This window comes from Streptomyces sp. NPDC051105, from assembly GCF_040682795.1.
Classification (GTDB): Bacteria; Actinomycetota; Actinomycetes; order Streptomycetales; family Streptomycetaceae; genus Streptomyces.
Genome location: NZ_JBFBBR010000009.1, coordinates 399,313 through 425,566, shown reverse-complemented (window position 1 = coordinate 425,566; position 26,254 = coordinate 399,313). Strand labels below are relative to the sequence as shown.

Below are 26,254 nucleotides of genomic sequence, written 5' to 3'. Positions count from 1 at the left end.
TATTTTATCGCGGCTTCCGCGGGGGGCCACAAATAATTCAGCGGCTGGGGGGGGGCTTATTCCCGGGGGGGGCGCGGGGGCGCCGGGAAAGCACGGAGTCCCGGACGCGTGGCCACGCGTCCGGGACTCCGTTGATCAGGCGAGGGGATCAGCCAAAGGATCAGGCGAGGGGATCAGGCCAAGGAATCAGCTGGTCACGCCGCCGTCGACGACGAGGTCGTGGCCGACGACGAAACTCGACTCGTCGGACGCCAGCCACAGCACCGCGGCCACGATCTCGTCCGTCGTCGCGACGCGGGCGATCGGAACCGTCGTGGCCAGCCGGGCGGCGCGATCGGCGTCGCTCTCCCCGGGCCGCAGCGACATCCCGGTGTCCGTGGCGCCGGGGCTCACCGCGTTGATGCGCACGTTGTCCTTGATGTGGTCCAGGGCGGCGACCCGGGTGAGGGTGCTCACCGCGGCCTTGGACGCCGCATAGGCGGCCATGCCGGGGCGGCGCCCGTGGTAACCGATGTTGGACGCGGTGTTGACGATGACGCCGCCGCCGTTCGCCCGCATGTGCGCGATCTCCTGCTGCATGCCGATCAGGACACCGTTCAGGTTGACGTCCAGCACGGCCTGCCACACGGACAGGTCCAGGTCGCCGACCGGGGTGGGCTTGCCGAAGATGCCCGCGTTGTTGTGGGCGACGTGCAGGCCGCCGTGCCGCTCCACCGTGGTGCGCACCAGGCGCTCCATGTCCTCGGGCCGGGTGACGTCGGCGACGACGGCGTCGGCCGCGCCGCCGTCCTCCTCGACGAGTCGCACGGTCTCCTCGATGGGTTCCGGCCGCGATCCGGCGGCCACCACGGTGGCGCCCTCGCGGGCGAAGGCCCTGGTGCTGGCCCGGCCGATGCCGGATCCGGCCCCGGTGACGATGACGACCTTGTCCTTGAAACGTGCGGTCATGGGGGTGCTCCTTGGTACATGTCGTGATGGATGGGAATTCAGGGTGCCCGGGCGGAAGGGAAGGCGTCCGTCAGCCGGCGTCCCGGGGCGGTGCGGGGCGCAGCAGGACGAGCGCGCACACCGCGGCGGCGGCGAAGGCCACGGCCGCGATGGTGAAGGCGAAGCCGTAGCCGGAGGTCAGGGCCGACGCCGTACTCCTCCCCGTGTGCACCAGACCCGTGGTGCGTCCGGTGGCCAGGGTCACCAGGACGGCGAGACCGATGGCCGGCCCGGCCTCCAGCGCGGTGTTGACCACGGCGCCGGCGAGACCGGCCTGATCCCGCGGGACGTCGGCGGTCGCGGTGACGGTGGATCCGGCGAAGACCAGTGCCACCCCGGCGGGAAAGAGCACCAGCCCGGCCAGGACGGCGCCCACGTAGGGCGTGTCCGTGCCGATCCGGCCCACCGCCGCCAGCCCCAGTCCGGCCAGCAGCAGTCCCGCGACCAGCACCACGCGCGCGCCGAATCGCTGCGCCAGCCTGCCCACGCACAGGCCGCTGACGACGAGGGTCAGGCCGAAGGGCAGGAAGGCCGCCGACGTCTCCAGCGCGGAATAGCCCCGGACCTCCTGGAAGTACAGCGCGAGCATGAAGAAGATCGTGGTGATCCCGGCGGCGCCCAGGAAGACCGCCAGCAGCGCCGTCGCCCTGCGGGGGGAGGCGGGGAACGACAGCGGCAGCAGCGGCTGCGGCACCCGTGCCTCGGCGATGACGAACGCCAGCAGCAGCGCACCGCCGGCGGTCAGGGTGGAGAGCGCCACCGGGGAGGTCCAGCCGCGCTCCGGCGCCTCCACCAGGCCGTAGCTGAGCAGGGCGATCCCGGTGGTGACCAGGACCGCCCCGAGGACGTCCAGCCGGCCGGATCGGCCGGCCGCGCCCTCGGGGATCAGAGGCGGGGCCGCGACGAGGGTCACCGCCGCCACCGCGACGGGCACGACGAACGCCCAGCGCCAGGAGTTCGACGAGGCCACCACGCCGGACAGCAGCATCCCGGCGGTCCCGCCGGAGGCCGCCAGATCGCCCCAGACCGCCATGGCCCGGGCGTGCCGCGCGGGTTCGGGGTGCAGGACGCTCACCAGTGCCATCGCGGCGGGTACGGCCAGTGCCGCACCGGCCCCCTGGACGAAGCGCGCCACCAGCAGCGTCCAATATGGACTGCGAGTGCCGGAAGGTGTTCCGGGGGTCGTACGCGGCCGGTCGACAGCCGCCAAGGGCGGATCCCGATCATGAAATCGGACCGAGGCATCAGTCGCAGCCCCATCACCCCCGTCTGATCCGCTAACCTGTCAGGGACCGCCCTCAGCGGCGGTCCCGATCCTTGCCGGAGCGCAGGCGAGTACGCACGCAAAGTATTCAGCCACGTTCCACGCAAGGCCCCGCCTTCGTAGCTCAGGGGATAGAGCACCGCTCTCCTAAAGCGGGTGTCGCAGGTTCGAATCCTGCCGGGGGCACAACAAAATGCTGGATAATTGGACATAGCACCCGTCGGCGAGGATCACAGAGGGGTGCTTTTGTCCTATGGGAACCCCATGGGAACGGCACGATGGGTAACGAGTAGTAACTCTTCGTCGATTACCTCATGGGTTGCTTTTTGTAGCTTCATCATGATCTAGAGGGAATCGCCAGCCCCGGCGAACTGCTCTCTGGGCGATGCTGAGCGGGGCGGAAGCACCTGGCTCGCGCATCTGGAGAATCCGCTGGCGAAAACGGCGCTCACCGCTTCGATCCTCCTGGCACACACCCGCCCGGCGCCCCGCGCCTCGGGTCTGTACTGCGTGCGCACGAAGCATTTGCCGCGCTTCGTGGTGTACCGACCTCCGGGAGTGCAGGTCGCGCCGAGATCCCGCCAGCGGTGCCGTCGAACACTCCGACCGCCATGTGCTGCCCGGCCAACTCCTGCCTCAGGAAAAGGGGATAGGCCGGAGGGCGGGCGCCGGGGAACCAACTGCCCTTCCTCGTAGGCGTGCGAACAGGCCGACGCCTGGGCAGTACCGCCCGAGGTGTCCTTGGCCAGTGAAGTTAGTCAGAGGCGGCGCTCTGACCTGGGACGACTGAGTCACTGCCAAAACGAGTGATGTTCCGCCAGTAGATCGTTAGGGGCGGATGGCGATGGTGCTGACGGTGCCGTTTCCCCAGACAGTGGTGTTCATCATCATGCGCCCGTCCAATGACACCGCGGTGAATTCCGGCACGAAGCGCGTGGTGAACAGCGTCGCCATTCCGCTACGTAGCTGGGCCACCTCGCTTGTCACGAAGTCCCAGCCGTCGAGGAGACGGACGCGCACCCAGGCCCAGTCGTCCTCTTGGGGCCCCTCGTCCTCCGAGTGCGTGTTGTAGTCGACGCCGAGGAGGAACTCGCGGTCTTCGTCGAAGAGCCCGTATTCCATTGCCATCCGATACCAACTCGCATTGGTCTTGTCGGCCATGTCCGGGGCGTCGACGTCGGCGATCTCGTCCGGGTGGGAATCGAATCGCCCGTGCTCGGAACGGGCACTCGCGGGTGAGTAACCCTGAGGCAGCGGCGGCAGCAGGACGTCGTCCCGACGCCGTTGCACGAAGTGAAGGCCGGCGGGTGCGATCAGGGCGGCCATATCAGTGTCAGTCAGCGTCACGGATGCACGATAGTCGCAGGCAGAACGCCTGGCGCGTCATTTTCGTAGGTCCCGGGAGGGCCGTCCGCGAGTCCTGCTGGCGGTGGTGGCGAAGCGGCTTGCTCATCGTTCACTTTCGTGTGTCTCGCCTGGTGACAGGTGTCGCAGTGGGGCCGGAGGTCGTGGTGCGGAGTGCTCGGGTGAAGGTGGAGTAGGCGCCCTGGTAGCCGAGTTCGACCAGTTCCTCGAAGAGGGTGGAAGCCGGCAGGTGGGGGTCGTCGGTGAAGCGCCGTCGGCAGTAGTCGGTGAAGTGCGCCAGTGAGTTCGGACCCGAGCGCCGGGGCCCCGGCACTCGTTGTCCGGTGAGGTAGCTGCGGATGGTTTTGCGGTCCCGGTGCAGGTGGCGGGCGATCACGGAGATCGTCCACCCGCGATCCTGCATGGCTTTGGCTTCGGCTGCTTCCTGGGTTCCGTTCAGTCGTGAACGTGTCGAATGTGGGCGGTGCGGCGCCTCCCTGACCCGTCCTCGTACTCCACCAGGGCGCCGGCCTCGCGCCACAGCAGGGCAGCTGCGAGTGGAGTGAACGGACTGAGCGCCTGGCCCTCCTCCGCGACTGGGCTCTGCGAGGTGATCTCGTACTCCTCGACATCCGCGGAACCGTCGAAGGTCAACCCGACCAAGCGGCCAGGAGCGACCGTCGCTCCCCCGGTTGGGCGAGGGGTGACAGAGGTTGCGCTGAGGAAGCTCTCCAGGAAAGCGGCGCGCTCCGAGAGCTGTTCACGCCTCTTTTCCCATTTTCGCCGATTATCGGCGCGCACCCGGTAATCGGTCGCGGTATCAAGGGCCTCCGGCTGCCCCAGGTACTCGCGTATCTGGGACAGCTCGTTCTCCACGCGTTGCCGGGATGTTCTGGCCAACGCTGTCACCGGGTAGACGGCAACCGGAGGGGGCGCGCCATGCCGCGGAGTCGGCACGGTTCTGCGCTGTCGCGCAGCGGGAGCAGAAACTGAAGCGGTCCGGGTTGCGACGTCCTGACTCGCAGAGGACTGCCGCCCAGACCCGATGTGTGGTTCGGCTCGTGACGACGACGCTTCCGGTCTCGCGTCGTCGTCACCATCGACCGCTGTCGGCGCGCTGGGGCTCGTACCGACGAGGCCTACCGCACGTTCGACGGCGGCGCGCAGTCGGGCTTCGGCGCCGGACCGGTCGCGGTACCAGTCGGTGCCCCAGATCCGGTGCAGTTCCCAGCCGAGCCCGCGCAGCACTCCTTCGCGCAGCCGGTCACGGTCACGGGCGGCCTTCGAGGAGTGGTACATGGCGCCATCGCACTCCACCCCCAGCGCGTACAACCCCGGCCGGTGCGGATGCCGGACGCCCAGATCGATGCGGTAGCCGGCGACGCCGACCTGAGGCTGCACGTCATAGCCCCAGCCGCGCAGCACAGCCAGTACGGATTCCTCGAACGGGCTTTCCGGCTGGGCGTCCGGGTCCACCGTCTCCTGGGAGAGCACGGATGGACCGCTCTGTGCGTACTGCAGATAGCGGTGGAAGTGCCGGAAACTCTTGCTGCCGGTGTTCCCCACCTCATCCGGATCGAACGAGGCTACGACCTCCACCCGGTAGCGTGCGCGGGTCACGGCGACGTTCAGACGGCGCCAGCCATCTGCCTTGTTCATGGGGCCGAAGTTCTTCGAGAACTTGCCCTGGGCGTCCCGGCCATACCCGACCGACAGGATCATGACGTCCCGTTCGTCGCCCTGCACACTTTCCAGGTTCTTGACGAAGAACCCGTTCAGCCGGTCCTCGGAGAAGCATTCGTCGAGGTCGGGGCGACTCCGGCGTGCCGCGTCCACGGCGTCCTGGATCGCGACGGCCTGTGACTGGGACAGGGCGACCACACCCAGCGATCTGCCCTTGCGCGTACTGAAGTGGTGGATCACCCGGCGGGCCACGTCCTCGGCCTCCCCGGGGTTGTTCCGTGCGGCTGCCCCGGAACGGTAGACGCCTTGCCTGGCGCGGTAGAAGGCGACGCCGACATCCGCGCCCTCGGCGTGAGCCCCTGGGAAGGTGGTCATGGACTCGTCGTAGAACTCCCGGTTGCTGAAGGCGATCAGGTCCTCATGGCGGCTGCGGTAGTGCCAGCGCAGCGACAAACTCTCCAGCAGCCCGCTTGCCTTGCACAGATCCAGCACGGAGCGGAACTGATCGGGGGACTCCTGGTCCTCACTGTCCTCGTCGTCGTCGCCCGTGGAGGAGAAGAATTCGGTGGGCGGCAGCTGCTTCTGGTCGCCGGCCACGATCAGCGCCCGACCACGGTAGACACAGTTGATGGCGTCCTGCGGCAACACTTGCGACGCCTCGTCGAAGATCACCACATCGAAGACGAGGTCGGGCGGCAGAAAGCGGCTGACCGTAAGCGGGCTCATCATGAAGCAGGGCTTGATCAGCGGTACCGTCTCCCTGGCGGCCTCCAGGAGCTCTCGCACCGGCTTGTGCCGGCTCTTCTTCTCGCCCTCTCGTCTGAGCAACGCCGCACCGGGAGCGTCCGTGGTCCGTGGGCGGCGGGCGTCACAGGTCTGGATGACGCGCGCGCGGGCGTGGTTGGCCAGTCTCGCGTCCAGTTCCCTGAAGCCGGCCACCAAGTCATCGCGGTCCGCGGATCGGGGGGTTCCCAGCCGTGGATCACGGGACAGTTGGAGGTCAGCCCAGGCGCGGAGAGCCGCACGTTCGGCCAGCGCCGGAAAGTCGGCCGGAGCAGTCCCGCGGCGCACCGCCCGGTCCACCAGATCGCCCAGCTTCAGGTCGTCGAGTGCCCGGCGGCCTTTGTCGTAGGCGCGCCACTCGTCAGGGCCGCCCCGATCTCCGTCCAGGACCGCGAGCACCTTCAAGGCCGCGTCCTGGCCGCGGGAGAACGACTCACGGAGCTGCTCAGCACGTTCCGGACGGAACAGACCCGCCAATGCCTCTGCGGCCCGTGCCCATGCTGCTGCGGCGGATTCCAGTCCGGTGTCGGCTTTCCCGTGGTAGAGGATCTCGGCGGCGGACGCACTCAGTCGCACCGTTTTCTGTAGTCCGCACGCCGCACGCAGAGTGGTGATCCAGTCGAGGGCGGCGGTCAGGTCCGACACGCTCGTGCTCCGGCCCGTGTAGAGATCCCCGAGCAGTGCCCGGTCGTCTTCCGCTCCGGACTGGAACTTCACCGCGGCGGCACGCGCTGCCCGTACGGCATGCACACTGGTGCGTGCCGTGGAGAGAGTCCAGGTGCCCGGTGCCGTGACCGCTCCTCCGTTCGCGACGGCGGTCTCCTCCACCCTCTGGATCAGTCGCTCGGCCTCTCGCAGAGGTGCAACATGCGCGCGGCTCCATTTCGCAGCGGCCCGGAGGCTTCCTGATTCCAATTCGTACGACGGTCCCGGCGCGGGTGGAAGCACCAGGGAGTCGCGCCACTCGGCCAGCCGGGCGGCTGCCCGTTCTGCAGTGTTCCTCGCAGCAGCACGCGGTTGCCCTCCGAAGGCCACCTCGCGCGCCAGGGCGTCCTGGTTCCTCACCCGGGGTGCGAGCCTGAGAATGTCGTCGGCTCGCGTGACGAGGGAGTCCAGGCCATCGAAGTCGGTGTCCTCGCCCCGCCACCGCGGACCGAGGACAGACGCATGGCGACTGGCCTCAGCATCCAGTGTCCGTGCCGCCTGCTGCCAAGCCACCGCGGCCGGAAGCGCGGCCACAACCGCCCTGGTGCATTTACCGCCGTCAGGAAGAAGTGACCTGACCAACCGCCGGTCGGCACGGCACGCTGCGGACAACCTCCCGGTGAGGGACCGGTGCACGGTGGCAAACCGGTGCGTGACCTCTTCGAGGGAGTCTTCCTGCAGTACCCGGTCCGTGAAGACTCCTTCGGCCTTCCTCCGAGTCTCGCGCAGCCGCCTGACCGCTTCACGCAGGACCATTGCGGCGGTCCTGGCATCGGCAGCTCCCTCACGGGTGAGCCATGCGGGCAGGGGCTTGGCGTCATCGGGCTGTCCCGCAAGGACGGCGAGGCGGCCCAAGCGAAGGGCCTCGTCGCAGGACTCGGGGGCGGGCAGGCCGTACATCGCGGCAACGGCCGCCAGCGACTGGACCGCCTCGTCGAGTGCCACGGCGTCTGCCTCAAGACGGTCAGCGAGCTCACGGGCGGCGTCGGCAGTCAGCACACTGATATCGATGGCCGGGGGCAGCACAGCCGACAGAGCGGTCTCCTCAGCACTCGGAGCGGGATCCGCCTCGGCAGGCAACCGCTCCCATGCCGCGCCAAGTGTCTGTTCCGCCGACCGTTCGGCTTCGATGACCTCGTCCAGACGGCTCCGGAAGCCCGTCACCGCTGTGGCCAGGCCCTGGTGATCGGCGGTCAGCCAAGAGTGCGGCAGCGTCGGCCGAGCGTCCGCGACGCGCAGCAGCGAGGTCAGCCGGGCGGTGTCACGGACTCCCTCCCAATCGAGTTCAGCGAGCAGAGCCGTGTGCGGCAGCAGCCTTGTATCGAGTTCACTGAGAGCTTCAGTGGCGAGGTCGAGCGTCTGCAGCGGGTTACCAGCCTCTGCCAGCCCGTACCAGGAGAATGCCGTGCCTTCCAAAGCCGGGCGCCACGACCTGCTGACCTTGCGGGCCGCCACGGTCACCTGGTCGAGCCCCTCGGCCGTGAGCGTCGCCGCGTCGAAGGCCGGGTCCGCAGGCAGTGGATGAGAATTGTCCAGTAGTGAGATCCTGCCCAGGACGTCATGCAGGCTCATACCGAGCCCGGACCGGCTCTCGTTCATCGCCGCCGCGTACCCGGAGAGTTCCTGGCGCAGTTGGCGCGCACGCTGAAGATCGGCTCGGGCACCGCCCGACAGGGTGCGGCGAGGCGCTTGCAATGCCCCGCCGAGCTCCTGCGCTACCTGCTTCCGGCCCGTGTTGTTGCTGTGCAACGCCAAGACGTAGTCGTCGAGACCGACATCGCTCAGACGGTTGCGGACCACATCCAGCGCGGCCGCCTTCTCGCTGACGAACAGCACGGTACGCCCCTGCTCCAGCAAGCCCGCGATCATATTGGTGATCGTCTGGCTCTTGCCGGTGCCGGGCGGCCCGTCCATCACGAAGCTGCGGCCTTCGATCGCAGCGGCAACGCACTGGCGCTGCGAGGAGTCCGCGTCGAGCACAAGCGGGGCTTGCTCGGGCGGCTGGATCTCGTCGATGCGATCGGCGTCGGCCGGCTCGAAGGCGAAGGTTCCAGGCGAGATGCCGGAGTCGGCGCCGAGCCCAATGGCCCGCACCAGAGCACTGGCCTGCACCCGATCGGCGTTGTCGAGGAGGTCTCGATACATGACCTCCTTGCTGGAGTTGAACGTGTCCAGCACTACCCGATTGGTGACTTTCCAGCCGCGCATACCCGCCACCGCACGCCGGACCTGCGCGATCAGAGCTGGAATGTCACGGTGTTCCACCTGCTCGACGCGTGGCCAGTCAACACCCAACTCGCCCATTTTGATCGCCAGGGCGGGATTGAGAGCCGGCTCCTCATCCGCGTTGGCCTTCAGGACGTACGAGTCACCGCGTCGCCGTTCCAGTACGACCGGCACCATCACCAACGGCGAGCTGAAACTCTTCTCAGCAGACGGGGCCGGCGTCCAGTCGAGGAAGCCCACACCGAGATGAAGCACCCACAGGCCGTAGTCGTTGTACTTCTCTCGCGCAACGAGGGCGAGGCGGCGCACATGCCGGTCCTGTTCAGCCTGTGTGGACTTGGACGTGGTGATCTTTACAGCGGGGCGGTTGCTGCCGACTCCAGCCCGGGATGCAGGGGTGTCGATCGACCTGGCCCCAGAGGCGGAACTGGCTGGGAACGCTCTGGCGAGGGGTGCCAAGCCGTCCGACGAGGCGCTCTCGTCACCGTCCTCGCGTACAGCTGCGAAGGAGCAGCCACGGGAAAGCCCTTCCAGCACGGTGGACAACCCGGGCTCGACCACGTCCATGCCTGCGGACGACGAGCGACGCTGGTAGTTGAGCAGCCGGTTACGGAAGCTCAGATCGATGAGTGAGTCCCGCCATGAGGCGAGCAACCTCTCCAGCCGAGCGCGGTCCGTGGAAGGCAGCCTGCCTTGGCGGGTCATACAGCGCAGCTCCCTCGTTGGTGAAGAGGTCGTGAAGGCAACAGACGAAATGGGTGAAGCTTAGCGGCGCATCGCAACGGCGTCAGGAGGGATGGAACTGGATGATCCTCTCTGAACCGGGGCGCTGGAGGGTGAAGAAGCAACTTTCTGACAGGCATGAGTGAGGAGACTCGGCAGGACGGCCCTTCCACACAGCATCACCCCACTCCTGAACCGTCGACCCTGCACCCGCACAACCCGACGGACCCGCCGGCCCACCCACTTCCGCAACGCGTGAAGCGGTCCGCCGACACCACCGACAGGAGCGGAGTCGGCCCGAATTGGAAGGCGGCGTACCCCTGCTGTACTGGGCTGGATGGCGTTGGTCTCGGCCGCGGGTGAAATCCGACCGGTGAACCGTGCGGACCAAAGGTGACCCCGCTGACCGCACAGTCAGGGAACGCCCAGAGTCCGGACGAGCTCGCCGACCTCCGTACGCCAAGTGCGGACCTGCTCGTGGGTTGGGCCGATCTCGTACTGGTGGTAGTGACACCCCAAGCACAGGTGCGACCAGACGGCGCGGGTCCGCCGGGCGGTCTCCCCAGGTGTGTAGCAGCGCAAGCAGAGCATCTTGGCTCGCATGGTGGCGTGGGCGAGTGCCGGTACCGCTGTGTCGAGCACCCGGTCCACGCAGATCTCCAGGGCAGTTCTCAGGGCCAGTGAGGCTCCGCGGTGACGGCCGACGGCTGTGGCACCGCTGAGGTCGCCGGCGAGAAGCTGGTCGGCCGTCAGCAGGAGGTCTTCGACGGATGCCGGGAAAGCGGGTGCTGTGGATACGGAGGGTGAGGATGCAGCGGAGGCACTCATCGGGCGTTCCCCTCCGGCTTGCGCACCTTCTGCGCCAGAGCCTCGACGTCCTGGACGAAACGGCGCGGGTCGGTGATCTGCGCTCCTACGGCGTGGGCTCCTCTCTGGCACTGCTTGATGAGGTATGCCGCCTGCGCTCCGTAGCGGCTTTTCACTTCCTCGGCGACGTCGCGGATCCGTGTGACGTCGCCGAACAGGGCGAGCGCCGCGACCTTCGTGAACTTCTCGGCGTCATCGACGGCAGCGTGCAGTTCCTGCTCCGGTCCGCCGGAGAGATGGTGCTTGATCCACGCGGCTTCCAGGAAGGCGTTCTCCAGGGCGATACGGCACAGGCTGGGCAACACATGGGTCCGGGCCGCAGGCGGCAGATCCGGGGTACGGACGATGGCCATCGCGTCGGCGATCGCCTGCGCGACCGGGTCGGTCACTCGCTCGACCTTCACCCTCGAGGCCTTGCTCCGCTCGACCTGGAACACCGTCACCGGCAGCTCCTGGCTCGTGAACGCCCTCTGGAGCCGGGTGTCGTGGGTGAACACGACGACCTGCCGGTGCCTGCCGAGTTCGTGCAGGACCTGAGCGAGCCCGTTGACCTTGGCGGGGTCCATGGACTGCACCGGATCGTCGATGACTATGAAACCGAACGGGCTGTCGGCCGTGACGGCGCGGGGCAGGAACAGGGACAGCGCGAGGGAGTGCAGCTCGCCCTGGCTCATGACGCCCAGCGCCGAGGCGTCCTGGCCGTCGACGGAGACATCCATGACGAGCTTGCGTACGGTGGCCTTCTCGCTGCCGCGCAGACTCACGCCGTTGAGGTCGATGTTGCTCTCCTGGCGAAGCTTCTCCCAGATGTGCTGCGACTGTTCGGCGAAGCCCTCCATGCGCCGCTCCCGCAGCTCGGTGGTCAGTGCCTTGATCCAGGCACGGGCCCGCCGAATGTCTCTCAGCCGGGGATCACTCTCCTTCGCGGCACGAGCCCGCTCCGCCCAGCCGGCCAGGCGGGTGACGAGCCGGCGCCAGCGTTCGTCCCGCTTCTCCAGCTCCCTCGCGGCGTTCTCCCTGACAGCGGCGCAAGCGTCGGCCAGCGTCGCGGCCGCCTCATAAGCCCGTGTGACGAGCTCGCCAGGATCGCTGACCGTGCGGCAGGCGGTCCAGGCGTCCCACGGGTCGGCCAACGCGGCCGGGATCCGCTGAGGCCTGTGCACGAGGTCCTGCAGGAGGCGCACCGCCGACCGCAGGGCGCTGCGTGCGTCGTCGGCGGCCTTGGCTTCCTGCCGCAGTACGGCGATCTGCGCGGCGGCACGCGTGGCCCACTCCCCGTCCAGGACGCGGTCCGTTCCGCAGACCGGGCAGGACTCCTCGTCGGAGTGCCGGTCGTTGTGGGCCAGAGCCCTGGCGAGGAGGTCGGCGCGCTGGTGAGCGTCCTCGGCGCTCGTGCCGCGCACATCCTCGGCATCGGCGAGAGCCTTGCGCAGCCCGGCCACCGCGGCGGCGACCTGCTTCATGTCGGGGCCCTGCACGGCGGCCGCGGCCCGCAGTTCGGCGAGAAGACCCTCGTCGGTGTCGGCGGGCAGTCCCGCCACCAGTGCCTCGACGGTGTCGAAGTCCGGGCTGCCCGGGGTGTCGATGGCCAGGAGGGCGTGCACCGCGCGCTCGTCGTCCTCCAGCGCGTACAGGGCGTCCACGAGTTCCGGGACTTCGGCCTTCGCCGCCTTCGCCGCGTCGTCGAGTACCTTCTCCTCCGCGCGAAGCCGGCTGTCCGCCGCGCTGAGATGCCGCAGGCCGAGGATCGTGGCGATGGCGTCGTACATCTCGGAGGGCTTGCCGCTGATCATCCGGTCGAGATCGACGTACGACAGAAAGGGCCGGTAGTCCTCCATGGCCTGCTTCCAGGCCACCTGGTCGAGAGGGACGCGTCCGTGTCCGGGCCGCTTGAACTCTGCCTCGGAGTCGCCGAAGTCCCCGCCGTCCCACGTGCGGGTGAGCGTGCTGCGGCCGGTGTCGCCCTCAACGGCGAGCTTGACCTCGATCTCCGGCTTGGCACCGTTCTCAAGATGGAGGTTGCGCCAGTTGCCGCTGCGCGACGCGTGGAGCCCGTGCCAGCGCATGTTCGTGCCGGTGAACGCCGTCTCGATGCCCTCGGCGATGCTGGACTTGCCGGACCCGTTGCGGCCCACCACGAGGTTCACGCCCGGCCGAGGGCTGAGGTTCAGCCAGGTGCGGGGACCGATGCCGCGGAATCCGGTGACGGCGACCGAGGCCAGGTAGATCCGGCCGACGGAGGACGGTCCTTCGGCCTCCCCCTCGCCCAGAGCGTCCTTGAGGAGCGCCTTCACCGGCGCGCTGAGGCTCGCTTCCGTGAGGCGGGCCTGCACCAGTTCGGCTACGGGCATGGACGGGGCGGTCTGGGTCGGCTGGGTGGAATGGTGCGCGGTGTGCTGGGGCTGTTCCGTCTCGGTCATGAGGTGCTCCGGTGTGGGCGCGGGAAAGCATGGAAGAGCCCGAGGGCTGGGCCGAAGGCGAGGCAGGTTCACCGGATCCCCGGTCAGCAGCCGGGAAAAGCGGCCTGGGAGCGTCGGCAGTCGGTGAGGGTGGCGGTGACCTACAGCGTGACCAGGCGCGGGAGTTCGCCGCGCGGGACGCTGTCACGCACGAAGTGCAGGCTGAACTCGGCGAGGGGGGCGGCGGCCTCGTCGAGGAGTGCCGCGCTCGACGCCCCCGCGTGACCTGCCGGTCAGCGCCAAGCGCCGCCGGTCAGGGCGCTGAGTCGGTCTTGGCGGTGTCGTTGACGTTGGTCAGACACGCCTTCATGAAGTCGTCGCGGTGGACGGTACCGCCGGTGGGCTCCTGGGAGATCTGGGCGTACTCCTGCGAGCAGGTGCTGTCGCTCGCGGTGTAGGTCATGCTGCCGTCGTCGGCGTACACGCCGCCCGATATCACGCCGGACGCGTAGGCGCCGAGGAGCGTCGAGCGGCCGAAGACGGGCTTGTCCACAGTCTTGGTGACCGTATGGGTGACGACCTTGGGCGGGCGGGACTCGGCCTGATGGGCACGGTGGTCGGCAGCAGCCGTCTGACGGCGCGCGGCGGCGAGCGCGGAGTGGGTACTGACGTGGTCCACCGTGGCCGCGGTGACGGAAAGGGCTGCCAACCCGCAGGCAGCAATGGCGATGACGTTGGCTCGGTTCACGGTTGTCCTTCAGATGATGAAAAGGAATCGGAGGATGAAAACCACGCGGTAGGACGTGACCGGGGGCGGCGCGGAGGTGGCGGAGCATCGCCTCGCCCCCGCGCTCCAAGGTGTGCTGACCCGCTTGGGCAGCCAGTCAGCCGACTCTCGTGTCAGTCCACTTGCCGCTGAAGAACGAGCTGCCGCCGCACCACCATCACGGCCCTGGCCGAAGAGGTCAGTAGTTGGCGTTGGCGATGAGGTCGCCGTCCTGGCCGTAGACACTGACGAGCCCGTTCTTGGACTCGTAGCAGGACGTGAACGCGGAGGCGATGAGCTTCGCGTCGCCCTGGTTGTCGCTCATCAGCCCGCCGGTGAAGTCGGTGTAGACCTCGGCCGAGTCCAGGATGTCGTTCCGCTTGTCCGCGCCGGTCACCTTCGTCACGTGCCGGACGGCCTTCTTCTCCGTGGCCGTACCGGACTTGGCGACGCAGGCCTTGAACTGCTCCGCCTGCGTCTTCGTCTTCTGCGTCTTCTGCGCGGTCGTAGCCTCGGGCTTGTCGGACTTCGGCGTATGGCCGGCGGCGACGGCCTTGTCCTTGGCGCCGGTGTCGGTGGAGTCGCCGTTTCCGCCGCCGGCCGCGGCGACGACGCCGATCAGAACGAAGAAGGCGACGACGCCGAGGCAGCCGAAGCCGACGATCTTCCCCGCCTTCGACTTCTTCGGCGGCTGCGGCTGGAACGGCGGAGTGCCGTAACTCTGCTGCTGCGGGCCGCCCCAACCGGGCTGGGGCTGCTGGGGCTGCTGCGGGTACTGCTGCTGGCTCATGGTTCCCCCCAGGGATGTGGATGCACCTTGCGGGTGCGTGTGACGTGTGAACTGGAATGTGCGTCAGGCGGCCCGGGAGCGCCGGTAGTCGGCGAGGGCGCCGGTGGCCCACAGCGGGACCAGCCGCGGGAGTTCGGTACGCGGGACGGCGCCGCGCACGCAGCGCAGCCGAGCTTGGCGAGGGAGTCGGCGGCCTCGTTGAGAGGGTGGCCGGCGTGGGCCTTCTCGTAGACGAAGGTCAGGTGCGGGGTGTACTCGGCGAGCAACTGCAGCTTGACCAGACTGGGCCGGCGGCCCTGGGAACGCAGGTGGGTGTCGTAGCCCTCGGGCATGTCCGTGCCGCCCTGCTGCCAGCTGTGCAGGTGTCTCAGCGCCTGCAGGTTGTCCACGCGGACCTCGATCGGCCGGCCGGGGTGCTCGTGGAGGACCGCTTTGAGGCCCCAGTACACGGCGCGCAGTTCGGTGACGACCACGCGGGAGTGGGGGCGCGCGAGGTACTTCGGGTAGAGGTGGGCACGCAGACTGGCGTGGCCGGTGGTGGCGAGGTAGCCGGAGGCCACCCGGTCCGGGCCGCCGAGGGAGGCGTCCGTGGCGAGCACGATCGGCCCGGCGACGGCCTTGACCTTGTCGTTCACTCTCACCTGACGGCAAGTGGACATGGTGGGGCGGGGTGCGTGGGCGAGGGGAGAACGGCGACCCATGGCAGTTGTGGCCTCCTTGTCTTCATGACGGGACAGCGGGAGAGAGCGGGCGGCGCGTGACGCCCGCCGGGTGGGGCATGTAGGTCAGGCGCCGGCGGTCGACGGGTGGACCTGGCCGTAGACGGTGAGGAACAGCTCCAGGTCGGCGCGCTCGTCGGGTGCGGCGTGACCGGAGGCGAGGCGGGCGCGGGCCTCAGGGTGAGCGCGGCGCAGGTGGCCGCCGCGCTCCAGGTGGCGCCAGAGGAGGCGGCACGCCTGCTGGTGGTCGTAGAGGTTGGTCTCGTAGGACGTGCCGGTGATGTGGCGGGCCTGGACTAGCAGGGCCCGGAAGTTCTCCCCGGCGTCGCGCTTCAGCAACTGCGCCAGATGGCGGTGGTACACGGTCAGTTCGGGCTCGCCCGTCTCGGTCAAGCAGGTCTCTCCTCTCGTGAGGCTTCGTCTGTCCTCCCGAGGCGTGCCGCAGCGGCCGGTCCCCGGGGGATGCTTCCGCCGACTACTGTCATCCGGAAGCATCCACAGAGAAGCACATCATTGAAAGCACTGTCAAACGTATTCACACGCTTAGTCGATGGTGTAGTGTGTTCGCTGTACCCGACGAGAGGCGAGAACCCGTCATGGCCCAGCCGTCAGCCCAGGTGACAGCCGCGGAGATCTCCCGTATCGCGGGAGTCACGCGCGCCACCGTCAGCAACTGGCGCCGTCGGCACGACGACTTCCCGGCACCGGCCGGCGGCAACGAGAGCAGCCCGCTCTACGACCTGGAAACCGTGCGAGCCTGGCTGCGCTCACGCGGCCAGACCTCAGCCGCAGCCCCGGCCGAGGAGCTGCGCACCCTGCTGCGCCTGCACCCAACGGGCACAGGCCCGGCCGCACCACTGTTCCCTCTGGTCCTCGCCACCTCCCGCCGCTCCCCGCACGAGCTGACCGAGCTGACCGACCTGCCGGACGCCGATCTCGCCGCACGCGCGGACGCCGCAGTCGCCGACCTCACCGGCACGCTTCCGCAGACCGAGGCCGCCCCCTTCACAGCAGCCGACGCGACCATCGTGCGGGCGCTGATCCACTGCGTACGGGAGGAGGGCGCCCAGGCCGCCCTCGACGTGCTCGCCGAGCGAGAACTGGAGGACAGCGCCTCCACCGGCACCTACCAGACCCCCGACCGCCTGGCCGACCTCATGGCACGCCTGCTGCCCGCGGACACGGCCCGCGTCCTGGACCCCGCGTGCGGCAGCGGCACCCTGCTCGCGGCCGCCGCACGCCACGGCGCCCGCGAGCTCTACGGCCAGGACGCCCTGCCCGTGCAGGCCCAACGCAGCGCGGTACGCCTGCTGCTGGCCACGCCCGACGCGACGGTGGCCGTGCAGGCCGGCGACAGCCTGCGCCACGACGCCTTCCCCCAGCCCCCGGTCGACGCGGTCTTGTGCAACCCGCCCTACGGCGACCGCGACTGGGGCCACGACGAACTGGCCTACGACCCCCGCTGGGCCTACGGCGTCCCACCCCGCTCCGAACCCGAACTCGCCTGGATCCAGCACGCCCTGGCCCACCTGCACCCCGGCGGCTACGCGGTCCTGCTGCTGCCCCCCGCCACCGCCGCCCGCGCCTCGGGCCGCCGCGTGCGCGCCGAACTGGTCCGCGGCGGCGCCCTGCGCGCCGTCGTGGCCCTGCCGCCCGGCGCGGCCGCCCCCCTGCACATCGGGCTCCAGCTGTGGATCCTGCAGACCCCGCAGCCGGACGGCCCGGACCGCGCCTCCGTGCTGTTCGTGGACGCCGGCGGCGAGAGGCAACAGGACAGGCCACGCAACCGGTCCGACAGCACGCCCGGCTCAACGGGGACGCGCCGCCGCCGCGACGCCCTCGACTGGGACGAGCTGACCGACACCGTGCTGAACCACTGGACGGCCTTCCGCGCCAACCCGGAGTCCTTCGCCGGCCAGCCCGGCACCGCCCGGGCCGTCCCCGTACTGGACCTCCTCGACGAGGTCGTCGACCTCACCCCGGCCCGCCAGGTCCGCGCCCTGCCCGTCGACATCGACCCGGCCCAGGTGGCACGGCAGGCCGACGACCAGCGCAAGCAGCTGACCGAGCACGCCGGCCTCCTCGCCGAGGCCGCCCAGGGCACGTGGCAGCCCACCGGCGACTCCCCACGGCAGTGGCGCACGGCCACCCTCTCCGACCTCGCCCGCGGCGGCGCCCTGGAAATCCTGCGGGCGGCGGCCGACACCCGGGAGAAGACCGAGGGTGCGCGATGGAGGGCAGAGAACACCGGACGGCGGGTCCTCCACGGCACCGACATCGCGGACGGCCTGCCCGCCTCCGGCACGTTCCTCGACGGCATTCCCCTGAAGTCGTCACCAGTCATCGCCGAAGGGGACATCCTGGTACGCATGTTCACGGGGGACGGCGGAAACATGGCCCGACTGGCCGACCGACAGGACATCGGCGTACTGCTCGGCCACGACCTCTACCTCCTGCGCCCCGACCCGACCCGACTGGACCCCTGGTTCCTCGCGGGCTTCGTCGGCGCGCACGACAACATCACCGGGGCATCCACCGGCAGCACCACCGTCCACCTCCAACCCGGCCGACTGCGCGTGCCGCTACTGCCCCTGCAGGAGCAGCGCCGCTACGGCGAGGCCTTCCGCCGCGTCCACGAACTACGCACGGCCGCCCGCCGGGCCACCGACCTCGCCCGCGAGTACGCGAACCTCCTGACCACCGGCCTGACGGCGGGGGCGCTGCTCCCACCCGAGACTGCATCGACCTGACGGACTGGCGTACTTCTTCACTAATCCACCACACTCGGCTGCGCCCGCCCCTATGCCTGGGTGAGACGGCTCGGAAGGAACTCGGGGAACCTTGAACAGCAGCAAGCACACGGAGCTGGCGAACCACGCCTGGTCCGTCGCCGACCTCCTGCGCGGCGACTACAAGCAGTCCGACTACGGCAAGGTGATCCTGCCGTTCACCGTGCTGCGCCGCCTGGAGTGCGTCCTGGAGCCCTCCCGGGACAAGGTCATCGAGACGGTGGCCCGCTTCGCCGGCCAGGACATCGACACCGACCGCTTCCTGCGGAAGGCCTCAGGCCACTCCTTCTACAACAGGAGCGAGCTCACGCTGCGGAAGATCGCGGCCGACCCGCAGAACGCGGCGAAGAACCTGCAGATCTACGTCGGCGCCTTCTCCGACAACGCCCGCGAGGTCCTCGACAAGTACGAGTTCAACCAGCAGGTCAGGAAGCTCGACAGCGCGAACCTGCTCTACCAGGTCATCGGCAAGTTCACGGACCTCGACCTGCACCCCGATGTCGTGCCCAACCACAACATGGGCTACATCTTCGAAGAGCTGATCCGCCGCTTCGCCGAGCAGTCAAACGAGACCGCGGGTGAGCACTTCACCCCGCGCGAGGTCATCAAGCTGATGGTCAACCTGCTGGTGGCACCGGACGCGGACGCCCTCACCGTGCCGGGTGTCGTCCGCACGGTCATGGACCCGGCCTGCGGCACGGGCGGCATGCTCAGCGCCGCCGACGACCGCATCAAGGCCTTCAACCCGGACGCGACGGTCGAGGTGTACGGGCAGGAACTCAACCCCGAGTCCTGGGCGATCTGCCGGTCCGACCTCATGATCAAGGGCCAGGACCCGGAGAACATCCGCTTCGGCAACTCCTTCTCCGACGACGGCCACGCCCGCCGTAAGTTCGACTACATCCTCGCCAACCCGCCGTTCGGCGTGGAGTGGAAGAAGGTCAAGGAGGAGGTCGAGTACGAGCACAGGTCGCTCGGCGACGCCGGCCGCTTCGGCGCGGGCCTGCCGCGCATCAACGACGGCTCGCTGCTCTTCCTCCAGCACATGATCTCGAAGATGAAGCCGGTGGACGTCAACGGCGGGGGCGGCTCCCGCATCGCCATCGTCTTCAACGGCTCCCCTCTCTTCACCGGCGCGGCCGAGTCCGGCGAGTCCAACATCCGCCGCTGGATCCTGGAGAACGACTGGCTGGAGGCAATCGTCGCCCTCCCGGACCAGCTCTTCTACAACACCGGTATCTCGACGTACTTCTGGATCCTCACCAACCGCAAGAACTCCGACCACAAGGGCAAGGTCGTCCTGCTCGACGCGCGAGACCAATGGCAGAAGATGCGCAAGTCGCTCGGCGACAAACGCAAGGAGTTGGGCGACGGGACGAACGGCCGCCCCGACCACATCGCCGACATCACCCGGCTGTACGCGGAGGCCGTCCAGGTCGCGAAGGACTCCGAGCACCCGCTGCACGGCAAGGTCAAGGTCTTCGCCAACGAGGACTTCGGCTACCAGCGCATCACCGTGGAGCGGCCGTTGAAGCTGCGCTTCGAGGTCACGGAGGAGACGCTGGCGGCGCTGGCGGAGGCCAAGCCGGTGGCCAAGCTGGAGCGGAGCGAGGAGTTCGTCGCGGCGGTGCGTACGTTGCTCGGCTCGTCCTGGACGACGAAGTCCGAGGCGTTCATCGCGCTCAAGGACGCGGTGGTCGCGGCCGGGTTGACGTGGCCGTCGGGAGCGCCGTTCGCGAAGGCAGTACGGGAGATGATCGGCGTCCGGGACCCCGAGGGCGAGGTACAGAAGGTCAAGGGGGCGGCGGAGCCGGACGGGGACCTGCGGGACTACGAGAACGTGCCGCTGGGCGAGGACGTCGAGGACTACCTCAAGCGCGAGGTGCTGCCGCACGTGCCGGACGCGTGGATCGACCACACGAAGACCAAGATCGGCTACGAGATCCCGTTCACGCGGCATTTCTACGTGTACAAGCCGCCGAGGCCGCTGGCGGAGATCGACGCAGAGCTGAAGTCGCTGGAGGCGGAGATCCAGGCGCTGCTGGGTGAGGTGACGGAATGACCACCGGAGCCCTTGCAGGTATCACCACACCTGCTAACTGGCGCTGGAATGCGCTGTGGACCGTAGCGCCACGGATCAAGGAGTTTGGTCGTCCGGAGCTGAGACCTCTCTCGGTTTACCTAGACGCTGGCGTCGTGCCACGAGACTCGCGTGGAGACAATCACAACCAACTGGGCGAAGACCTATCGCGCTATCTCATCGTCCAGCCCCATGACATCGTGTTCAACAAGCTACGTACCTGGCAGGGCGGGCTGGGTGTCTCGAAGTACGAAGGAATCGTCAGTCCCGCTTACTTCGTGTGCCGCCCTGGCGAAGCGTCGGATTCCCGGTTCCTCCACTACTTGCTCCGGTCGAAGCCCTACCTCGCCGAACTGACGCGTATCTCCAAATGGATGCCTCCGTCCCAGTTCGACACCCCCTGGGAGACCCTTCGCAAGCTTCCCATGTTGCTGCCCCCGCTGGAGGAGCAGCGCCGCATCGCCGACTTCCTCGACGCCGAGACCGCCCGCATCAACCAGCTGGCGTTGAAGCGCCGTCAGATGCGGACTTTGCTGACGCTCAAGCGGGAACGGGTCATTGAGTCGACGCTGGGCCTTGAGCGAGCGCAGACGAATGATGATTTGGTACCTCTGAAGTATCTGGTGGCCGATGTCACCGTTGGAATCGTCATCACTCCGGCCAAGTGGTATGTAGAAGCGGGCGGGACTCCCGCGCTGCGAGGCCTAAACGTCAAGCCTGGTTTCATCAGCACCAGTGACCTCGTGCAGATCAGCGCCGAGGGACATGCTGAGAACCGCAAGTCGCGACTCAACACTGGTGACGTTGTCGTTGTGCGCACGGGCCAGGCAGGTGCAGCAGCTGTGGTACCAGCTGAGTTGGACGGGGCGAATTGCATCGACCTCATCGTGGTGCGTCCCGGCAGGAAGCTCTCGCCGAGGTACTTGCAGTACGTCTTGAACTCGGACTATGCCAGTGCACGGGTCACGGAGCACTCTGTCGGCAGTATCCAAGCGCACTTCAACGTGGGCGCCATGAAGCAGATTCCCATCCCCTCAATCCCTCGCGCGGAGCAGGACGAGATTGTTCGCCTGCTCGATATTAGGGTCGGCGCTCTCGACCTTCTGCATCGCAAACTTGATCACCAGGAGCAGCTCCTCACCGAACGCCGCCAAGCCCTCATCACCGCCGCCGTAACCGGCCACTTCGACGTCTCCACCGCCAGCGGACGCAACGTAACGGACGGAGTCACCGCGTAGCCATGAGCCCCATCCACACGGAGTCCGCCTTCGGTGACGCCATCGTCGCCGCCATGGTCGAACGCGGCTGGCGCGAGGCGCGCCCGCAGGACTATCGGGCCGATCTCGGCCTGGACACCAACGAGTTGTTCACCTTCATCGGGGCGACCCAGCCCAACGAGTGGAACGAACTGCTCACCGTCTACGGCGGCGACCCCAACGAGGCGCAGCGCGGGTTCGCCGGCCGCCTCGACCAGGCCATCGCCACCGACGGGCTCCTCGATGTCCTCCGCAACGGCGTCAAGGACCGGGGCGTCCTCCTCCGCGTCGCCTACTTCAAGCCCAACCTCGTCGCCCACGACTCCGTGCTGGACGGATACCGCGCCAACCGCCTCACCGTCGTCCGGGAACTCGAGTACGCGACGAAGCAGGCCGACTGGGGCAACCGGCTCGATCTCACCCTCTTCCTCAACGGAATCCCGGCCGCCACGGCCGAGTTGAAGAACCCGCTGACCAGGCAAGGGGTGGAGCAGGCCAAGGAGCAGTACCGCACCGACCGGGACCCCACCGAGCTGATCTTCACGCGTCGGGTCGTCGCGAACTTCGCCGTCGACCCGGACCTGGTCTTCGTCGCCACCCAGCTCAAGGGCAAGAACACCCGCTTCCTCCCCTTCAACACGGGCTCCAACGGTCCCGGTCAGCCGGGCGGCGCAGGCAATCCAGCCCCGACCGCCTATGGCACGTACGCGACCTCCTACCTCTGGGAGCAGGTCTGGCAGCCGGACAACTGGCTGGACCTGCTCCAGCGGTTCGTGCACCTGCACAAGAGCAAGGCGCCCGGCGGCGGCACGACGAAGACGATAGTCTTCCCCCGGTTCCAGCAGTGGGACGCGGTCAAGAAGCTCACCGCGCACGCCGCCACCCACGGCGCCGGGCACGACTACCTGGTCATGGCCTCGGCCGGCTCGGGCAAGTCGAACACCATCGGCTGGCTCGCGCACCGCCTCAGCGACCTGCACACCCCCACCGACCCGTCGGAGCTCGACGCCGAGGCCTTGACCAAAGGCCTCAAGCCGGGCGTGCCGGTCTTCGACAAGGTCATCGTCATCACCGACCGGCGCAACCTGGACGCGCAACTCCGGGAAACCGTCGGCAACTTTGAGCAGACCGCGGGCCTCGTCGTGAAGATCGACGAAAAGCACGGGGCGAAGGGCGAGCAGCTCGCCAAGGCCCTCTCCCGCGACACCGGGAAGATCGTCACCGTCACGCTGCACTCCTTCCCGGCGCTGCTCGACTACCTCCACCGCAACCCCACGGAGATCCAGGGCAGCCGCTTCGCGATCATCGTGGACGAGGCGCACTCCTCGCAGTCCGGTGACGCCGCCACCGCCGTACGGTCCGCCCTACGCGACCTCGGCCTGGACTCCGACTCGGACGACGCGGGCGCGACCACGGTCAAGGCCCCGGCCGCCGCCACGCTCGACGAGCAGCTCAAGAAGAGGGCCGAGCAGCGTTCCCGCGCCGCGAACCTCTCCTACTTCGCGTTCACCGCCACGCCGAAGGCCAAGACCCTCGAACTCTTCGGCACGCTCCAGGACATCGACGGCAAGGCGGCCTACCGGCCCTTCCACACGTACTCCATGCGGCAGGCGATCGAGGAGGGCTTCATCCTCGACCCGCTGCGCAACTACGTCACGTACAACACGTACTGGAAGCTGGTGAACAAGAACCCCGACGAGAAGGAAGTCGACCCGTCGAAGGCGAACAGTCTGCTCGCCCGGTACGCGCTGACCCATGACTCGACGGTCGCCCAGCACGCCCAGGTGATCGTGGAGCACTTCGTGGCGCACAGCCGGGGCCGTCTCGGCGGGCGGGCCAAGTCCATGGTGGTGACGGCCTCGCGGCAGTCCGCCGTGCAGATGGCGCGCGCGATCAAGAGCTACATCAAGGACCGGGACTACGACACCAAGTACCCCGACCTGGGTGTCCTCGTCGCCTTCTCCGGCTCGCTCACCGTCGACGGCAAGGAGACCACCGAGCCGAAGGAGAACGGCGGGCTGTCGGAGAGCGCGCTGCCGAAGGCGTTCGCGTACACGCGTGCCGACGACAAGGCCGCGCGCGCCGGCGGGGCGGGGCAGCGGGAGTACAAGATCCTGGTCGTCGCGGAGAAGTACCAGACCGGGTTCGACCAGCCGCTGCTGACGACGATGTACGTCAACAAGTCGCTGACCGGTATCTCTGCCGTCCAGACCCTTTCGCGGCTGAACCGGACCGCCGAGCGCAAGACCCAGGCCGACCTCGCGGTACTGGACTTCGTCAACGACGCCGAGGACATACAGGAGTCCTTCCGCCCGTACTTCGAGGAGGCGAACACCCTCCCCTCCGATCCCAACCTGCTCTACACCGCGCAGAGCCGGGTCATGCGGGCGCCGATCCTGTCCGGGCAGGAGATGGACGAGTTCGCCGCCACGTACTTCGCCGCCAAAGAGAAGGCCGCGGGCTCGCAGTCCAAGTGGGAGAAGCTGCACGCCGAGCTGTACCGGTTGCTCTCGCCCGCCGTCGCCCGCTTCACCGCTCTGAGCGAAAGCGAGGACGAGGACGACCAGGAGACGGCGGAAGGCTTCCGCTCCGACCTCAACGACTACGTCAGGAAGTACGGCTTCCTCGCGCAGATCGTCCCCTACCGGGACGCCGAGCTGGAGCGACTGCACCTCTACGGCCGCTATCTCCTGAACCGGCTGCCGCCCCGCGCGGACGGCAGCGTGGACATAGGGGAGGTCGACCTCAGCCATATGCGGGTGGAGAAGACCGGCGAGTACGACGTCTCCCTCACCTCCGAGGGGCCGACGACGATGAAGGGCTTCGGCGACGGCTCGGGCGGTGCGAAGGAAGCGGAGAAGTCGCTGCTTTCGCAGCTGATCGACAAGTTCAACGAACGCTTCGGCACCGAGTTCACCGAGCAGGACGTCATCCGCCCGTTCGAGGAGGCCAAGGCCGACCCGAAGGTGCGGGCGGCGGCCGTCGTCAACGACGAGGACAACTTCGGCCTCGTCTTCGACAACGTCTTCGCGGACAAGATGGCCGACCACATCGACACCATCGCGGGCATGGGCCGCCAGTACTTCGGCCCCGACAAGGGCTTCAAGTCCAGCCTGGACCGCAGCGCCCGCAAGGCCGCCTGGCGGATGATCCGCCGCGAGGAGGGCCTGGACGACGACGTCTGATGCGTACGCCCCGGCTGGACATGCCGACCGGGGCGCCCTTCGGCCTCGATTCGTCTGCGGCCTGACGGCCGTGGATGATCTAGTGGGTTGCCCCGGTGACCGTCAGTTCACCAGCAGGCAGCGCCCGTAACCGAATGCACGAGGCTCGTACCGTTCTTGTCTGATGTACGCCATAGGTTGTTGTGGGAAAAAAGGGGGAGACGATGGCTGAAGCTCGCAAGGCACTCGTTCCGGTGTGGACGCTGGCGACCGGTGACGTCCAGGTGCCCACATTGGCCGGAGACGGGCCGATGACGACTGAACGCCTGGCTGAACTGCGCGGTGTGCTGGCCGCCCTGGCCGACGCGCCGATTGCCACGCTGGAAGTGCATCCGCTGCCCGACAAGCTCGACCGCGGCCGTGGCATCCCGCTCGATGCCGCGAGTCCCCTGGCGCAGCACCTGTCACAGTTCATCACGCAATCGACGCGAAGTTCCCTTACGGCGGCCAGGGCGACCGCTGCCGGCGAAAACCTGTATCGCATGGTGGTTCCGGCGAAGGTTGCCGCTCAGTTCGGTCAGGGCATGGTTCGACCGATGGCGTCGAAGGCGGCGGCCGGTGGCATCCACAGCGCACTCATGAACTCGACGGGCATCGCCGCCAATGCGACGTTCGTGCCAGTCGGCAAAGCGGCAGCAGCGGGCGCAGTCGGCGGAGCCGGTGCGACAGCCGGCGTCGCGGCCGCCGGCAGCGCGGCGCTCACCGTGGCCGCGCCGCTCGTGATCATGGCCGTAGCGGTTGGGGTGAGCGCGCATGCCGACTACAAGCGCCAGCAGGCTATCGAACACATCACAGAACTGCTGGAGCAGCTGCACGAACAGAAGCTCGAAGAGGAACACAGCGAACTCGACGGCTGCCGCGATGCCATCGACAAAGCCACCGCCATTCTGCTCGACCAGGGCAAACTCGGTATCTCGCTAGGACTGGACTCGGCAGTGCACGCCATCAACACGGCGCTGGGCCGCGCTGACCGCCGCCTTGCCCAGTGGCAGAGCGCACTCGACAAGCTGCCCGACGGCAAGCCCGTCGAGATCGGCACGCTGACCAAGTCGTTCCCCGGCGTCGACGAGCATGGCGGCACGTTCCGCGCCCACCTGGAACTCGCTGCCTTGGCCATTGCGCTGAAGCGGCGGGTCGTCGTCTTGCAGGCGGTCGAGCATGCCCAGGACAACCCTGACAACATGTTCGAGAACTTCACCCGCGAGCTCAAGCGCGACCAGCAGCGCCTCGACGAGCTGGAGTCGAGCATCGCCGGTGTGCTGGTACACCTTTCGGCGCTGGAGCTGGCAGGCCCGCAAGGTTGGCGGCCCGTCTTCACGACCGATGAAGTCGATCGCCTGATGCGCGGGGCATACCGGATTCGCAAGCTGGGCGACGGCGTCATGGTCAACAGCCGCTCGACAGATGTGGCGATTGAGATCGCCCGTGACAAGGACGGCTCGGTGGTCGTGTTCCCTGCGCTGCCCCTGCAAGCGTAAGCGCGCTCGCCTCGGCATGGACGGCCCCGCATTCCCCATCCGCCATGGACGAGCTGCGTACCGTCGAGGACATGGCGACGGGCGCTGTCCGAGTGACGCGTAGGTGGAGTTTCGACCCCGGACGTGGGCCCAGCCGCCCGAGCGACTGAGCCCACGGGGGGGGCGCGAATG

At 68.2% G+C, this 26,254-nt stretch carries 16 protein-coding genes and 1 tRNA gene; 6 read left to right on the top strand and 11 right to left on the bottom strand.

Annotated features, from left to right (window positions below; genetic code table 11):
• Nucleotides 1-186: 186 nt before the first annotated feature.
• Together AB0N16_RS24425 and AB0N16_RS24420 are read right to left on the bottom strand one after the other, a co-directional pair.
• Complete coding sequence (locus tag AB0N16_RS24425; RefSeq protein ID WP_365799969.1) at nucleotides 187-948, bottom strand: glucose 1-dehydrogenase; 762 nt, start codon at nucleotides 946-948, stop codon at nucleotides 187-189.
• A 70-nt stretch (nucleotides 949-1,018) separates the two neighbouring features.
• Complete coding sequence (locus tag AB0N16_RS24420; RefSeq protein WP_365799967.1) at nucleotides 1,019-2,197, bottom strand: MFS transporter; 1,179 nt, start codon at nucleotides 2,195-2,197, stop codon at nucleotides 1,019-1,021.
• A 167-nt stretch (nucleotides 2,198-2,364) separates the two neighbouring features.
• On the opposite strand from AB0N16_RS24420, the gene AB0N16_RS24415 reads away from it, so the two are divergent.
• A tRNA-Arg gene (locus AB0N16_RS24415) sits at nucleotides 2,365-2,437 on the top strand.
• A 642-nt stretch (nucleotides 2,438-3,079) separates the two neighbouring features.
• Here AB0N16_RS24415 and AB0N16_RS24410 read toward each other — a convergent pair.
• The 9 genes from AB0N16_RS24410 to AB0N16_RS24370 form a co-directional block, all read right to left on the bottom strand.
• Nucleotides 3,080-3,598, bottom strand: coding sequence for a hypothetical protein (locus tag AB0N16_RS24410; protein ID WP_365799965.1), 519 nt, complete (start codon nucleotides 3,596-3,598; stop codon nucleotides 3,080-3,082).
• Between the two features lie 109 nt (nucleotides 3,599-3,707).
• Nucleotides 3,708-4,019: a hypothetical protein gene (locus AB0N16_RS24405; RefSeq protein ID WP_365799963.1), complete on the bottom strand. Its 312-nt coding sequence runs from the start codon at nucleotides 4,017-4,019 to the stop codon at nucleotides 3,708-3,710.
• 32 nt (nucleotides 4,020-4,051) lie between these two features.
• Complete coding sequence (locus AB0N16_RS24400) at nucleotides 4,052-9,697, bottom strand: DUF4011 domain-containing protein (protein WP_365799961.1); 5,646 nt, start codon at nucleotides 9,695-9,697, stop codon at nucleotides 4,052-4,054.
• Between the two features lie 432 nt (nucleotides 9,698-10,129).
• Entirely contained in the window at nucleotides 10,130-10,543 is a 414-nt protein-coding gene (locus AB0N16_RS24395) for a hypothetical protein (RefSeq protein ID WP_365799959.1), read from the bottom strand.
• Nucleotides 10,540-13,002 carry an AAA family ATPase gene (locus tag AB0N16_RS24390; RefSeq protein WP_365799957.1) on the bottom strand — a complete coding sequence of 821 codons (2,463 nt, stop codon included), beginning with the start codon at nucleotides 13,000-13,002 and terminating at the stop codon, nucleotides 10,540-10,542. Before AB0N16_RS24390 ends, AB0N16_RS24395 begins: the two co-directional genes overlap by 4 nt.
• Nucleotides 13,003-13,294: 292 nt before the next feature.
• Complete coding sequence (locus AB0N16_RS24385; protein ID WP_365799955.1) at nucleotides 13,295-13,729, bottom strand: hypothetical protein; 435 nt, start codon at nucleotides 13,727-13,729, stop codon at nucleotides 13,295-13,297.
• Between the two features lie 217 nt (nucleotides 13,730-13,946).
• Nucleotides 13,947-14,537, bottom strand: a complete 591-nt coding sequence (locus AB0N16_RS24380) for a hypothetical protein (protein ID WP_365799953.1) — start codon at nucleotides 14,535-14,537, stop codon at nucleotides 13,947-13,949.
• Nucleotides 14,534-15,172, bottom strand: a complete 639-nt coding sequence (locus tag AB0N16_RS24375) for a hypothetical protein (RefSeq protein ID WP_365799951.1) — start codon at nucleotides 15,170-15,172, stop codon at nucleotides 14,534-14,536. Before AB0N16_RS24375 ends, AB0N16_RS24380 begins: the two co-directional genes overlap by 4 nt.
• A 150-nt stretch (nucleotides 15,173-15,322) precedes the next feature.
• Entirely contained in the window at nucleotides 15,323-15,649 is a 327-nt protein-coding gene (locus tag AB0N16_RS24370; RefSeq protein ID WP_365799950.1) for a hypothetical protein, read from the bottom strand.
• Nucleotides 15,650-15,852: 203 nt separating this feature from the next.
• Between AB0N16_RS24370 and AB0N16_RS24365 the strand changes: the two genes are divergently transcribed.
• The 5 genes from AB0N16_RS24365 (at nucleotide 15,853) to AB0N16_RS24345 (ending at nucleotide 26,083) form a co-directional block, all read left to right on the top strand.
• Nucleotides 15,853-18,006 carry an N-6 DNA methylase gene (locus tag AB0N16_RS24365; protein ID WP_365799948.1) on the top strand — a complete coding sequence of 718 codons (2,154 nt, stop codon included), beginning with the start codon at nucleotides 15,853-15,855 and terminating at the stop codon, nucleotides 18,004-18,006.
• 91 nt (nucleotides 18,007-18,097) lie between these two features.
• Nucleotides 18,098-20,107, top strand: coding sequence for a class I SAM-dependent DNA methyltransferase (locus AB0N16_RS24360; protein WP_365799946.1), 2,010 nt, complete (start codon nucleotides 18,098-18,100; stop codon nucleotides 20,105-20,107).
• On the top strand, nucleotides 20,104-21,363 hold the full coding sequence (locus AB0N16_RS24355; RefSeq protein ID WP_365799944.1) for a restriction endonuclease subunit S: 1,260 nt from the start codon (nucleotides 20,104-20,106) through the stop codon (nucleotides 21,361-21,363). Before AB0N16_RS24360 ends, AB0N16_RS24355 begins: the two co-directional genes overlap by 4 nt.
• 2 nt (nucleotides 21,364-21,365) lie before the next feature.
• The gene (locus tag AB0N16_RS24350; RefSeq protein WP_365799942.1) at nucleotides 21,366-24,566 is read left to right on the top strand and encodes a type I restriction endonuclease; all 3,201 of its coding nucleotides are present in this window, start codon (nucleotides 21,366-21,368) and stop codon (nucleotides 24,564-24,566) included.
• A 203-nt stretch (nucleotides 24,567-24,769) separates the two neighbouring features.
• Nucleotides 24,770-26,083, top strand: a complete 1,314-nt coding sequence (locus AB0N16_RS24345; protein ID WP_365799940.1) for a hypothetical protein — start codon at nucleotides 24,770-24,772, stop codon at nucleotides 26,081-26,083.
• Nucleotides 26,084-26,254: the final 171 nt, after the last annotated feature.

Bases quoted from the DNA above. Each gene is read 5' to 3' on its own strand.
- AB0N16_RS24425 (WP_365799969.1), bottom strand. From the start codon at position 948: ATGACCGCACGTTTCAAGGACAAGGTCGTCATCGTCACCGGGGCCGGA.
- AB0N16_RS24405 (WP_365799963.1), bottom strand. From the start codon at position 4,019: ATGCAGGATCGCGGGTGGACGATCTCCGTGATCGCCCGCCACCTGCAC.
- AB0N16_RS24400 (WP_365799961.1), bottom strand. From the start codon at position 9,697: ATGACCCGCCAAGGCAGGCTGCCTTCCACGGACCGCGCTCGGCTGGAG.
- AB0N16_RS24395 (WP_365799959.1), bottom strand. From the start codon at position 10,543: ATGAGTGCCTCCGCTGCATCCTCACCCTCCGTATCCACAGCACCCGCT.
- AB0N16_RS24390 (WP_365799957.1), bottom strand. From the start codon at position 13,002: ATGACCGAGACGGAACAGCCCCAGCACACCGCGCACCATTCCACCCAG.
- AB0N16_RS24380 (WP_365799953.1), bottom strand. From the start codon at position 14,537: ATGAGCCAGCAGCAGTACCCGCAGCAGCCCCAGCAGCCCCAGCCCGGT.
- AB0N16_RS24365 (WP_365799948.1), top strand. From the start codon at position 15,853: ATGGCCCAGCCGTCAGCCCAGGTGACAGCCGCGGAGATCTCCCGTATC.
- AB0N16_RS24355 (WP_365799944.1), top strand. From the start codon at position 20,104: ATGACCACCGGAGCCCTTGCAGGTATCACCACACCTGCTAACTGGCGC.
- AB0N16_RS24350 (WP_365799942.1), top strand. From the start codon at position 21,366: ATGAGCCCCATCCACACGGAGTCCGCCTTCGGTGACGCCATCGTCGCC.
- AB0N16_RS24345 (WP_365799940.1), top strand. From the start codon at position 24,770: ATGGCTGAAGCTCGCAAGGCACTCGTTCCGGTGTGGACGCTGGCGACC.